This window comes from Pandoraea iniqua (assembly GCF_902459685.1).
Lineage (GTDB): Bacteria > Pseudomonadota > Gammaproteobacteria > Burkholderiales > Burkholderiaceae > Pandoraea > Pandoraea iniqua.
Genome location: NZ_CABPSF010000003.1, coordinates 288,026 through 301,018 on the forward strand (window position 1 = coordinate 288,026; position 12,993 = coordinate 301,018).

The 12,993-nt window shown below is 63.3% G+C and carries 11 protein-coding genes; 6 read left to right on the forward strand and 5 right to left on the reverse strand.

The annotated features are described in order from the left end of the window. The first annotated feature begins 101 nt into the window (after positions 1-101). Positions 102-1,886: a sensor histidine kinase gene (locus PIN31009_RS12260; RefSeq protein ID WP_150790436.1), complete on the forward strand. Its 1,785-nt coding sequence runs from the start codon at positions 102-104 to the stop codon at positions 1,884-1,886. A 77-nt stretch (positions 1,887-1,963) separates the two neighbouring features. Here PIN31009_RS12260 and PIN31009_RS12265 read toward each other — a convergent pair whose 3' ends face one another. Next, a complete protein-coding gene (locus PIN31009_RS12265) occupies positions 1,964-2,836 on the reverse strand; it encodes an alpha/beta hydrolase (protein WP_246185642.1) in 873 nt (290 codons plus the stop codon). A gap of 278 nt (positions 2,837-3,114) precedes the next feature. Here PIN31009_RS12265 and PIN31009_RS12270 point away from each other — a divergent pair, with 278 nt between their 5' ends. The 5 genes from PIN31009_RS12270 (at position 3,115) to PIN31009_RS12290 (ending at position 6,318) form a co-directional block, all read left to right on the forward strand. Then, positions 3,115-3,711 carry a lipocalin family protein gene (locus PIN31009_RS12270; RefSeq protein ID WP_150790438.1) on the forward strand — a complete coding sequence of 199 codons (597 nt, stop codon included), beginning with the start codon at positions 3,115-3,117 and terminating at the stop codon, positions 3,709-3,711. A gap of 78 nt (positions 3,712-3,789) precedes the next feature. Further along, complete coding sequence (locus PIN31009_RS12275; protein WP_150790439.1) at positions 3,790-4,308, forward strand: chalcone isomerase family protein; 519 nt, start codon at positions 3,790-3,792, stop codon at positions 4,306-4,308. Between the two features lie 113 nt (positions 4,309-4,421). Beyond that, positions 4,422-4,967: a DUF3455 domain-containing protein gene (locus PIN31009_RS12280; RefSeq protein WP_150790874.1), complete on the forward strand. Its 546-nt coding sequence runs from the start codon at positions 4,422-4,424 to the stop codon at positions 4,965-4,967. Positions 4,968-5,020: 53 nt separating this feature from the next. Continuing rightward, positions 5,021-5,623, forward strand: coding sequence for a sigma-70 family RNA polymerase sigma factor (locus PIN31009_RS12285; protein WP_246185643.1), 603 nt, complete (start codon positions 5,021-5,023; stop codon positions 5,621-5,623). Then, complete coding sequence (locus tag PIN31009_RS12290) at positions 5,620-6,318, forward strand: anti-sigma factor (RefSeq protein WP_150685395.1); 699 nt, start codon at positions 5,620-5,622, stop codon at positions 6,316-6,318. The genes PIN31009_RS12285 and PIN31009_RS12290 overlap by 4 nt, the downstream gene beginning before the upstream one ends. Here PIN31009_RS12290 and PIN31009_RS12295 read toward each other — a convergent pair. Genes PIN31009_RS12295 through PIN31009_RS12310 form a run of 4 tightly spaced genes read right to left on the reverse strand, consistent with a single transcriptional unit; the run spans position 6,290 to position 12,991 of the window. Then, the gene (locus PIN31009_RS12295) at positions 6,290-7,762 is read right to left on the reverse strand and encodes a heavy metal sensor histidine kinase (RefSeq protein WP_150790440.1); all 1,473 of its coding nucleotides are present in this window, start codon (positions 7,760-7,762) and stop codon (positions 6,290-6,292) included. The two genes, PIN31009_RS12290 and PIN31009_RS12295, sit on opposite strands and share 29 nt — an antisense overlap. Then, complete coding sequence (locus PIN31009_RS12300; protein ID WP_150685393.1) at positions 7,759-8,442, reverse strand: heavy metal response regulator transcription factor; 684 nt, start codon at positions 8,440-8,442, stop codon at positions 7,759-7,761. The genes PIN31009_RS12295 and PIN31009_RS12300 overlap by 4 nt, the downstream gene beginning before the upstream one ends. 26 nt (positions 8,443-8,468) lie before the next feature. Continuing rightward, the gene (locus tag PIN31009_RS12305) at positions 8,469-11,693 is read right to left on the reverse strand and encodes an efflux RND transporter permease subunit (RefSeq protein ID WP_150790441.1); all 3,225 of its coding nucleotides are present in this window, start codon (positions 11,691-11,693) and stop codon (positions 8,469-8,471) included. A 17-nt stretch (positions 11,694-11,710) separates the two neighbouring features. Continuing rightward, complete coding sequence (locus PIN31009_RS12310) at positions 11,711-12,991, reverse strand: efflux RND transporter periplasmic adaptor subunit (RefSeq protein WP_246185644.1); 1,281 nt, start codon at positions 12,989-12,991, stop codon at positions 11,711-11,713. Positions 12,992-12,993: the final 2 nt, after the last annotated feature.

Genomic DNA, 12,993 nt, shown 5'->3' on the forward strand with positions numbered 1-12,993 from the left:
CCGCAATAACACTGGCGGTCATTGCCTCGTGCGGACTCGTTGCGCCGGATGCAAGCTGCGCCGAGCCGCCCAAGGTGGTCTTGCTCACGGGCAGCGATCCCATGCAAGCGGCGACGTTGATGCAAACACAGGCGATCCGCGCCGTATTGAACGACGCGTTGCCGCTCGGCGCAGAAACGTTTCTCGACAGCGTGGACGGCCATCGCTTCAGCGCTGCGCTTCTGACGCCGGAGCTTTTTGCGCTGCTGCGCAAGAAATACGAAGGTCAGCACATCGATCTCGTGATCGCCATCGGCAACTACGCCGCCGAATTCGCGCGCGCGCACCACGACGCCATCTGGCCCGACACGCCGGTTCTCGTCACGAGCGTGCCCGACGCGTGGCTAAAGATGAGCGGCGCGTTCCCGTCGACATTCGTCGTGATCCCCTACCGCATCGAGATCGATAAGACGCTTGCCATCGCGCAAAGACTTCAGCCGGATGCCACCCGTCTGGTTGTCATCGGCGGGAGCGCTACGCTGGATCAGCACTTCTCGGACGAAATTGTCGACGCGGCACAAGCCAGCGACAAAAGGTGGGACTCGATCGAGCGATGGGAGGGGCTGCCGGTGCCGGAGTTGCAAAGCCGTCTAGCTAAGCTCGATAAACGCGACAGCGCTGTACTCTACGGCACACAGTATCTGGACCGTGACGGCAGACGTTACTTTCCTTTCGAAGTCGTGAACAAGATTGCGAACGACGCGCCGGTGCCCATTTATGGCTGGTACGCCAGCTACCTTATTCAGGGGGCTGCCGCCGGCGCGGTGCAAGACCTGGAAGAGAACGGCCGCATGACCGGCACAATCGCGGCCCGTATGCTTTCAGGCGGCAAGCCTTGGCGTCCCGATGTTACTGGGCGAGCGCTCCCTGCCCGCTGTATGGCCAATGTCGCGGTCCTTAAACGCCTCGGTATCTCCGAGCGGTCGCTGGGGCGCGATTGCAAATGGCTCAATGCCCCCCTTCCCCCATACCGGGAGTATTGGAAGGAGATTGCGATCATTCTCTTCGTGATCGGCGCGCAGGCCTTCACCATCTTCGCCATGCTCCGGCAGCGGCGCGAACGGCGTGCTGCCGAGCGAGAGGCCGCGACACGCCGCGCCGATCTCACGCGCGCGTCGCGTATCGCCACCGTCGGCGAGCTGAGCGCCTCCATCGCCCATGAGGTCGGCCAACCGCTCGGGGCCATTCTCAGCAATGTGGATGCCGCCGATCTGATGATGCAAAGTGCTGGGCACAGCGACACCGAGCTTCAGGAAATCTTGAGCGATGTCCGACGCGACGCGCTACGTGCGAACGACGTCGTTGTCCGCTTGCGAACGCTGCTGCAAAAGCAGGCGATAACGTTCACGCCTGTGGCCTTCGACACCGTGCTCGAGCGGGCGACCGCGCTCGTACGGCCTGAAGCTCGCCGTCGTGGCATCGTCTTGCGCACGGTATTCGGCGCACACGACGCCGAAGTTCTGGCAGATCAAGTGCAGTTGCAACAAGTGCTGCTTAATTTGTCGATCAATGCCATGGATGCGATGGAAAACGCGGAGCAGGAAGATCGGGAACTTGCCATCAGCACCCGTATCGCAGACGACGGCGTCGAACTCGTCGTCGCCGATCGGGGCCTTGGTATTGCGGAGGAAACCGTCGATCAGCTATTCGAGGCCTTTTACACGACAAAGGAGCGTGGCACGGGGCTCGGGCTGTCTATCGTGCGCTCCATTGCCGAAGCGCATCGGGGAAGCGTGTTCGCTCGCAGCCGGACCGGCAAAGGGACCGAATTCATTCTCTGGCTGCCGCTGGCACCGGCGATGCCCGGACCGGCGTATCGCCGCGATCCCGAAGAAGCGAGCGCCTGAGCATCGGCACTGCCCTCAGTCGCCCGCGCTCCTCCCGCTCCTCCCGCTCATCGCGCTCATCGAGCCTGTCGTACGGGTCAGTTGACCGGTCGAACCGAGCTCACATACGTCGCGATATCGTCCAGTACCGGCGAGAACTGCCTGACCGGGTTGCCGAGCGCGCCCACCAGCAATACGTGTCCCAGCTTGTAGTGACGGACTTCCACGTCATCGCCCGCGGCGCGCAGCCGCTGGGCGAAGCGCTCGGTATTGCCGGGATCGACGACGCTGTCGCTGTCCCCTACGCCTAGCCACATGGGGGGCTCGCGGCCCGTCACGAAGTGGATCGGCTGGCTTGCCTCTCTTACCGGCTCGGGGAATATCTTGCGCAATACGTCGCTCTCCAACGGCAGAAAGTCGTAGGGGCCGGCAAGACCGACTACGCCCGCAATCTCGTTCTGCGTCATCCCCCATTCGCTGAGATAACGCGGATCGGTCGCCAATAGCGCAACGATCTGCGCGCCCGCCGAATGGCCCATCAGAATCAGACGCCCGGTATCGCCCCCGTAAGCCTGCGCATGATCTCTCGTCCAACGGACTGCCAACGCCGCGTCTTCCATGAACCCCGGGAATACCACCTCCGGATACGTCCGATAGTCCGGCACGATCACCAGAAATCCGCGCGACGCCAGCGCCTCGCCGACAAACCGATAGTCGGCGCGCTCCCCGTTCTGCCAGCTTCCGCCATAGAAGAACACCACAACGGGGGTGCCCGCCGATGAGGTTGCGCGCTGTGTCGGCACGTAGACGTCGAGCCGCTGGCGATCGGACGGCCCGTAGGCAAGGTCTGTCGACGCCTGATAGGTAGATCGCGGCGTCAGCGCGTTCACCAGATAGGCGGGACTGCACGCGGTAAGGGCCGCCCCTGCTGAGACGGCCAACAGCAGCTTGCTGAGCAAGGTGCCTGTCATTTTGACTCCCATGCCTTCGGTTGATGACGTGCGGATTGGATCACCGGATCACTGGATCACCGGGCAACTGGACACCTTCGCGCGCGCCCATGCGCAAGCCGGCCGGTATCCGCGACATCCGGCGCACAGGATCGAATACGTACCGGACCGGCATTCGGATGCGGGGGGCGCGAAAAAAGGTCGATTTTCTTGATAGCGTCTGCATCCGCCGGGCCGTGCCGCTCGTATACACACGCATTGATACACACGCATTGCACGCATCCGATTCCGGAGACCCTATGCTGCGAAACGCTTTGCTGGTATTCACTGCGAGCGCGGTCTTGCTGCTGAGCGCCTGCTCGGGCGCGCCCGCCAACCCGAATCCCCTCGCGAATACACCGCTACAGGTGGTGCCCGTCGACCTGTCCCGCTATATGGGACGCTGGTACGTGATCGCCAATATCCCGTACTTTGCCGAACGAGACTTCGTCGGCAGCCGCGCCGAGTGGTATCTGCGCGACGACGGCCGGATCGACGACCACTTTTACGGGCGGAAGGATGGTTTCGACCAGCCGGAGCGCCACTACCAATTCCTCGACAGCGTAGTGCCGGGCAGCGGCGGCGGGCGCTGGAGCGTGCGCCTCTTCTGGCCGATTTACGTCTCGCAACTCACCTTGTATGTCGATCCGGACTATCGCTACACACTGCTCGGCTACCCCGACAAGTCGCTTGGCTGGGTCTTCTCGCGCGAACCTGTGATGGACGACGCCACTTATCGCGGGTTGCTGGCGCGCTTTGAGGCGATGGGTTACGACACGTCCCGTTTTCGACGGGTGCCGCAGGTGAGCGAGCAACTTGGGCAGCCGGGCTTCGCTTCGCCCGGTGATAAGGACTGACGCGTGATCCCGACTTCAGCACCATCGGCCTTCCGCCACGCTTTCGCCCGGCGCGGCGTCGCGATCTCGATCGTATGCATGGCGTCCCTGATCGGCACATTCTCGGCTTCCCCCGCGCAGGCCGGGTGCCGCGATGACATTGCCGGGGCTCGCCACATCGGTGCCGGAGAATTCTGCGTGCTGGGCTTCTGCCTTTACCGGGCCGAGCTTTGGGCGCCGAAGCCGCCCGTTACCGCTATTGCACCGACGTCGTCCGATATCCCGTTTGCCCTCTCCCTGACCTACGAACGCAGCCTCAGCGGCGCCCGCATTGTCTCCACGGGCATCGACGAGATTCAGCGACTGGCGACACAGCCGATCGCTGATGCAACGCTGTCGGCTTGGCGCGACGCAATGCGACGGGCGTTCGGCGATGTGTCGCGCGGGGACGAACTTTGCGGCGTCTATCTACCGGGGCGTGGGGCGCGGTTCTATCTCAACGGCAGCCTGTCGGCGGAAATTGACGATCCCGCTTTCGCGCAGGCGTTCTTCGGTATCTGGCTCGACCCGCGCACCCGCGCGCCGTCGCTTCGCAAGCAACTGCTCGGGGGCACCTGATTTAGTGAATTTTGATTCGTCTGCATCCAAACCAGCATCTCGTGTGTAGAGAAGGTAGCGACCCGATATTCAGGGCGCCAAACGACTCGATCCGACACAGGAGTTTTGCCATGATGCGCATAGTCTCAGTCAGCTTCGCCGCCTCCACCCTGCTCGCCGCTTGCGCCCAGAACATGCCGATGGCTGGCATGTCAGGTACGACCGCTCCGGTGGCAGCAGCCGTCAAAGTCCCCGACGGCCACACGATTGCCCTGCAAACGGTCGGCAAGGGCGAAATTCTTTACGAATGCCGGGAAAAGAAAGACGCCGCAGGCCAGTGGGAGTGGACCTTCATCGGCCCCGATGCCGTGTTGACTGACCGGAGTGGCAACGCCGTCGGCAAGTACTATGGCCCGCCCGCGACGTGGGAATCCAATGACGGTTCGAAAGTAACGGCCACACAGGTTGCGGTATCGCCCGCCGGTGCGGGCAGCATCCCGCTGCAACTGGTCAAGGCGAACCCCGCCTCCGGCCCCGGTGCCATGCAGGGCGTCACCTATATCCAGCGGCTCGCCACCCAAGGCGGGGTCGCACCGACGTCCGCTTGTGCGACGGCAACGAAGGGGGCCAAAGAAAAAGTGAAGTACCAAGCCGACTACATTTTCTGGAAAGCCGCTTGACACATCCATGAGCCACGGGCATTTTGCGGAAGACGTAGTCGATCTGTATTGGCGTGCTGCGACATATCGCCGATGGTTTCCGAGAGGTGCCCGTGCACGACGAGAAGGATGATTTTGACTACGAATCATTGATTGCCGCGTGCGGCGGCAAAGATCGTCAGGCGCTTCAGCGGCTTTATGAGCGCGACGGCGCCTATCTTCTCGGCGTGGCCCAGCGCATCGTGCGCGACCGGCAGTTGGCCGAAGACGTCCTGCACGATGCCTTCGTCAGCCTCTGGACCAACGCGGCCAGCTTCGATGCTGCGCGTGGCTCAGGACGCGGCTGGCTTTTCAGCATCGTGCGTCATCAGGCGCTGAATGCGATTCGAGGCCGGCAGCGTGAGATCGACGTGGACGACGAAACCCTCGATGCCCATGTGAGTGCCGATGCCATGCATGCGGAAGCTTCGAATTCATTTTCGGTCGATCCCCTGATGCTGGGCCGCCTCGGCCAATGTCTGGAACGACTCGACGAGTCGCCGCGTGCCAGCATTCTTCACGCCTATCTCGACGGCTATACCCACAGCGAAATCGCCGAGCGGCTGCGCTCGCCGCTGGGCAGCGTCAAGGCGTGGGTGCGGCGCGGTCTGCAATCGCTGCGTGAGTGCATGGGATGACGCCAGAAGAACTTAACGCGCTCGATGATCTCGCCGGCGAATACGTCGTCGGCACCTTGCCATGGGCGCAGCGGCAAGCGGTGCAAACGCGTCTGCGCAGTGAGCCCGTGTTGGCCGCCAAAGTCGCCGAATGGGAAGCACGGCTCCAGCCGCTGGCCGACACAGTGGCGCCCTTGGCACCATCAAAACAGCTTTGGCCGAGAATCCGCAAAAGCACATCGGTCACTGACGTCGAAGGGTGGCGCCGCTGGTGGAACGACGTGCGTTTCTGGCGCACCAGCGCCCTTGCCGTGTCGTTCGCCACGGTGGTGCTTGCGGTGGTGCTCGGCGTCCAACTGCGCGCGCCTGCGCCGGTGCCGCAGTTTGTCGTCGTGCTCATGTCGCCGCAGGACAAGACCCCGGCATGGCTGGTGCAAGTCGGTGCCAACCGGAAACTGCGCCTGATACCGCTGAAGTCGCAGGAAGTGCAGCCCGCCAAGGCGTTGCAGTTCTGGACCAAGGCCGATGGCTGGTCTGCGCCGATGTCGTTGGGGCTGGTACAAGCGGGAGAATCGTTGGAAATCTCACTCGACCGCTTGCCGCCGATGCAGCCCAATCAACTGTTCGAGATCACGCTTGAGCCGCCCAACGGTTCGCCGATCGGGCGTCCGACGGGGCCGATCCTGTCTATAGGGCGCGCGGTACCGACGACGTGACGCCATCGACCGGCGTCACGGGAAAGTGCAGGCGGAACTCGGTCCCGGCAATGGCATCGCTGGTCGCCGTCACCGAGCCGGCATGCAGTTCCATGATCGATTTGACGATAGCAAGCCCCAAGCCAGTGCCCGTGGATCGCGCGGTTCCGGCGTTGTGGCGCGATGGGTCCACGCGATACAAGCGGTCGAAGATTCGGGGCAGGTGCACTTCGGGAATGACATCGCCCTGATTGTGCACGGCAATGTCAGCGCCGTCCGGAGAGGACGAGCAACGAATCGATAGCGTGCTGCCCGGGCGCGAGTGGCGAATCGCATTCGTCAGCAAGTTGGCGAGTGCGCGGCGCACCAACCCTCGGTCGACGGCACCCGTCGCGTTGCCGCTCACCTGAATCGTCAGACCACCCTCCTCGGCCATCGGCGCAAAGTCCTCGGCAATCGACGATGCCAATTCGTGCAGCGCCGTGGGCTCCCGCTGCAATTTCGCGTGAGCGGAATCGGCGCGCGCCAGAAATAGCATCGACGTGATCATGTGCGACAGCCGCTCGCACTCCTCGATGTTCGACGCGAGAATTGCTTTGTACTCCGCCGGCGTGCGCTCCCGCGACAGGGCAACCTGCGACTCGCCCATCAGGTTCGATAGCGGCGTGCGCAGGTCATGCGCCAAATCGGAGGAGAACTGTGAAAGCCGCGTGAACGAATCGTTCAGCCGGGCGAGCATGCGATTGAATGCGTGCGACAGGTCGCGCAGTTCTGCCGGGGTGTCGTCGTCGGCCAGTGGCTGGCCAAGGCGTTCGCTCGACACTTGCTCCGCCGCCTGCGTCAGCGTACGCAAGGGTTTCAGCCCGATGGTCACCAGCCAGTACGCCATGGCGGCGACCAGCAGCGTGCCAACGATCAACGCCACCAAGGCCGTGAGCGCGAAGCTGGCCAGCACGTTGACCTGCTCTCTCGGGTCGAGCTGCACCACGATCATGACGTGCTCGCCACCTTGTCCGATGACGTCGTCCGCCGCCACATAACGCAACCGGACGCCCAACTCAGCGTTCGCGATCTTCTGAACATGGCGCTCATGCGGAATGCTGCGACTATCGACATAAGTCAGCGCCGTCGCCGGGGCGCGATAGCCCCGACTCGCGATCAACGTCTTGCCGCTCGCGTCGAGCACGGCAAAGTCGAGGTTCTGATGCCCATGCGTCGCGTCATACCAGCGGCGCGGATTCGCACCGATCTCCGACTTGTTCGTGATGCCTCGCAGCTCCGAGCGCAGCGAACTGACCGTGCCGAGAAGGTCCTGATGGGCGCGGGCGCGCAGCTGTTCCGCCAGTGCGAAGTACAGATACAAGCCCATGAGCGCCAGCACGGTGAACATGCAACCCGCGATAAACAGCGTGAGTCTGGCGCGCATCGACCGGGCATGCCGCAGCGGTTCCGCAGCGTTCGTCATGATTCGCGGGGCTCGCGAAGTTCCAGCACGTAGCCCATGCCTCTGACGGTGTGAATCATCTTCGTGGCAAACGGATCGTCGATCTTGGCGCGCAAACGGCGCATCGTCACGTCGACGATATTGGTGTCGCTGTCAAAATTAACGTCCCACACCTGCGACGCAATCAGGCTTCTCGGCAGAATCTCGCCGTGGCGGCGCATCAGCAACGCCAGCAGCAGAAACTCCTTGGCCGTCAGCGTAATGCTCGTGCCTTGGCGCACCGCTTTGTGGCCGAGCAGATTCAATTCGAGATCGCCGATCTGCAAGACGTCGGGCTCGCGCGTGCGCCCGCGTCGCAAGAGGGTCCGCACGCGCGCCAGCAACTCGGCAAACGCGAACGGCTTCGTCATATAGTCGTCGGCGCCCAGATCAAGCCCCTTGATGCGCTCGTCGAGGTCGTCGCGCGCGGTCAGAAACAGCACCGGCGTGTGGCGTCGCGTCCGGAGTTCGGCCAGCACCTGCCAGCCGTCCTTGCCCGGCAACATGACGTCGAGGACCACGAGGTCGTACGCGAGCGTCGTGGCCATGTGAAGACCGTCAACACCGTCGACGGCTAGGTCGACGACATAGCCGGCCTCCGTCAGCCCCTTCTTGAGGTACTGCCCCGTCTTGTGCTCGTCCTCGACGACAAGAATGCGCATTTCGTTCCTAAGGTGATGTTGAGCCACTAACTCTGCCGGCGGAATTTACGTCCCATCCGGGCAACCCAACGATTTGCCGTCCCGCTCTGCGGCTCGCGCCGGCATACAGCGCGATAAAGCACGGGCAGCACCAGCAAGGTCAGCATGGTGGACGACAGAATGCCGCCAATGACGACGGTCGCCAGCGGGCGCTGCACCTCGGCACCCGTTCCGGTGGCAATCGCCATCGGAACGAAACCGAGCGACGCGACCAGCGCCGTCATCAGCACCGGGCGCAGACGCGTCAGCGCGCCTTCGCGAACCGCCACATCGAGCGGGCTTCCGCCGTCTCGCAGATTCCGGATGAAGGATATCAGCACCAGCCCGTTGAGCACCGCTACGCCCGAAAGTGCGATAAAACCCACCGCCGCCGTGATAGAGAGCGGAATGCCGCGCAACCACAGCGCGACCAAGCCGCCGCTGAGCGCAAACGGAATGCCCGTGAACACGATCAGGCCGTCCCGCACGTTGTTGAACATGGCGAACAGCAGCGCAAACACCAGCAACAACGCCACCGGCACGACAATCTTCAAGCGGTCAGAGGCCGATTGCAACTGCTCGAACTGGCCGCCCCAAGCGGTCCAATACCCGGCGGGCAGCGCCACCTTCTCGATCTCGACGCGCGCATCTTCCACAAACGATCCCAGATCGCGGCCACGCACATTCGCACTCACCACAATCCGGCGTTTGCCGTTCTCGCGGCTGATCTGGTTCGGGCCCGGGCTCAAATCCAGCGTGGCGACTTCGGACAGCGGAATGAACGCGGCACGTTGCATTGCCGCGTCGCCCACGACGCCGTCGCTGCGTGGCGTTGCCGTCGTTGCTGCGGGAAGCGAGATCGGCAGGCGCCGGATCGCATCGAGGTTCTCGCGCACGTTGTCCGACAGGCGCACAACGATGCTGAACCGGCGGTCCCCCTGAAACAGCGTGCCCGCCGTTTGCCCGCCAAGTGCGGCCGCAACCGTATCCTGTACATCCGCGACGTTGATGCCGTAACGCGCAATCTTCGCCCGGTCGATGTTGATCGTGAGCATCGGCAGCCCGGACGTCTGTTCGACCTTGACTTCCGTCGCGCCCGGAATCGCCTGCAAACGCGTGCTCATGCGCCCGGCCACTTCGTTCAGCACGTTCATGTCGTCGCCGAAGATTTTGACGCCCACATCGCTGCGCACACCGGAAATCAACTCGTTGAAGCGAAGCTGGATCGGCTGCGAGAACTCGTAGTTGCTGCCCGGGATCGATTGCGCGACGCGGGTGACCTCTTCAATCAGTTGCTCACGCGTCTTGTTCGGATCCGGCCATGCGCTCTTCGGCTTGAGCATGATGTAGCCATCGGAAATGTTCGGCGGCATCGGGTCCGAGGCGACCTCTGCCGTGCCGGTTCGCGCAAACACGCGCTCGACTTCCGGCAACTGCGCAATCAACGCCTTCTCTAACTGCTGCTGCATCTGCACCGATTGCGTGAGACTCGTGCCGGGAATGCGCAGCGCCTGAATCGAAAGATCGCCTTCGTTGAGATTCGGCATGAATTCGCTGCCCAGACGAGATGCCAGACTGAACGTCATGAGCACCGCAACGACCGCACCGGCCAGCACGATGCGAGCGTTCCCGAAAGCCCAGTCGAGTGCGGGCTCGTACAAGCGCCGCGCCGCGCCCATGACACGGTTCTCTTTCTCCTCCACCCGGTTACCGATAAAGGCCGCCACCGCCGCCGGAATGAACGTGACCGACAGCACCATAGCGGCGCCCAACGCCATGACCACGGTGATCGCCATCGGGTGGAACATCTTTCCTTCGACACCTGTGAGCGCAAAGATGGGCAGATAGACCACCATGATGATCGCCTGACCGAACAGCAACGGGCGTCTGGCTTCGCGCGCCGCGGCGTATACCTCGTGCAAGCGCTCCTGCATGGTGAGCGGGCGGCCATGCGCCTTCTGGGCATGCGCGAGCCGCAATACACAGTTCTCCACGATCACCACCGCCCCATCGACGATGATGCCGAAGTCGAGCGCCCCGAGGCTCATCAGATTGGCGCTGACCCGGCCGGCCGCCATCCCGGTAAAGGTCATCAGCATGGACAACGGGATCACGAGCGCGGTGATCAGTGCAGCGCGCAGATTGCCGAGGAACAGGAAGAGGATGGCGATGACCAGCGCGGCGCCTTCCAGCAGGTTCTTCTTGACGGTTGCAATCGCTTTTTCAACCAGCACGGTGCGGTCGTACACCGGAATGGCAGAGACGCCCGCGGGCAGGCTCTTGTTGATGGAGATCATCTTCTCCGACACGGCGCGCGATACGGTGCGGCTGTTCTCCCCGATCAGCATGAACACCGTGCCGAGCACGACCTCGCGGCCGTTCTCCGTGGCCGCGCCGGTGCGCAGCTCGCGCCCGAGCGAGACTTCCGCCACGTCCTTCACGCGTACCGGAACGCCGTTGACGTTGTTGAGGACGACGTTGCCGATGTCCTCTGCGTTTTCCACTTGTGCGGGCACGCGAACCAGATACTGTTCGCCGCGCCGCTCGATGTAGCCCGCGCCGACGTTGGCGTTGTTGCGCTCCAACGCGCGCACAACGTCGGTAAACGTCAGGCCGTAAGCAATCAGCCGCGCCGGGTCCGGGGCAATCTGATATTCCTTGGCGAAGCCGCCGATTGTATTGATCTCGGTGACGCCGGGCACGCTGCGCAGTTGCGGCTTGATGATCCAGTCCTGCATTTCGCGCAGGTCGGTCGACGTGTAGGGCGTGTTGTCTGGCTTGCGCGCGTCGGGCGCCGCTTCGACCGTCCAGAGATAGATTTCCCCCAGCCCGGTGGAAATGGGCCCCATCTCCGGGTTGATGCCGGCAGGCAATTTTTCGCGCGCCTGTGCGATCCGCTCGCCGACGAGTTGGCGGGCAAAATAGATGTCGGTGCCGTCCTTGAAGATGACCGTCACCTGCGACAGGCCATAGCGCGACATCGAGCGCGTCTGCTCGAGCCCCGGCAGCCCGGACATCGCGGTCTCGATCGGATACGTGACGCGTTGCTCCGCTTCGAGCGGCGAGTATCCCGGCACATTGGTGTTGACCTGCACCTGCACGTTGGTGATGTCAGGCACCGCGTCGATGGGCAGCCGCTGATAGGCGAAGACACCGGCAATGGCAACGGCGAGCGTGACGATCAGCACCAGCCAGCGGTGCGCAATCGAGAACTGAATAATGCGTTCGAACATGCGTCTGGCTCCGGGGCTCAGTGGCTGTGCTCAGCCGTGCTCTTGCCGAGTTCGGCCTTTAGCACGAAGCTGTTGGCGGCCACATAGGGGGTGTCGGGCGCCAGCCCGCTGACGATTTCGACGTGCGTGTCGTCGCGGCGCCCGGTCTTCACGGGCGTGGCGACAAACCCCTGCACCGTCTTGACGAAGACGACCGTGCGGCCTTCGACGGTCTGAATCGCGGTCTCGGCAACCGCCACCGGCACGTTGACCTGACTCGTGCCGATGAAGACATTCACGAACACGCCGGGACGCCACAGGCGGTCCGGGTTCTCAAGCGATACCCGGGCCTTGGCGGTGCGGGTCTGTTCGCCCAGCAGCGAGCCGACATAGGCCACCGTGCCCTTCGCCTGCGAATCGAAAGCGGTCGAGCGCACAGTCACGGGGGTGCCCACGCGTACCACACCGAGCGATTGCGACGGCACGGCGATTTCCGCCCACACCGTGCCCATGTCGGACAGCGTGAACAGGTTGGCCGTCTCCGTGACCGCTTCGCCCAGCGCTGCGTGCTTCTCCACGACGGTGCCGTCGAACGGTGCGCGCAGCTCGATCCGGTTCAACCCGTCACCGGACGCAGCGCCTGCCCCCACGGCACTCAACTTTTGCCGGGCATTGCGCACCGCAATGTCCGCTTCCCGCAAGGACTGCTGCGCGGCAATGAAGTCCTGCTCCGCCGAGATTTTTTCTTCCCACAGCATTTTTTCGCGCTCGTACGTCTTGAGCGCACCCGCCCGGCGCTCCTGCGCGGTGAGCAGTTCCGCACGCTGTTCCGACACTTGTGTGCTGGACAGCACCGCAAGGACATCACCGCGTTTGACCTGCTGCCCGAGACTCACATTGACGCGCTCGACCACCCCCGGCACCCGTGGCACCACATGCGCCGTGCGGTCTTCGTTGAAGCGAACCTCGCCGGGTAATTCCATTTGTTCGGAAATCTGAGCGGCCGCCGCTGTCTTGATCTCGATGCCCGCAGCGGCTTGCTGCGCGTCGGTCAGCGTCACACGCTCTTCGTCACCGGACTTGGCCTCGCCGGCGTGATCCTTATGGTCGTCATCGCCCTCACCATGCGCCGCGCCTGATGCCTTCTCGTCATCATGGTCATCGTGGTTGGCTTGCGCGTCCTGCGTCGCTGCATTGGCGGCCTTCGGGTCGGACGCCGATGGCGATTGACGCCCGTCGGCACGAATGACGCTGACACCGATACCCACACACAGTGCGGCGATGCCGCCAAAAACGATCCACTTCTTTGCTCGTTGCACGA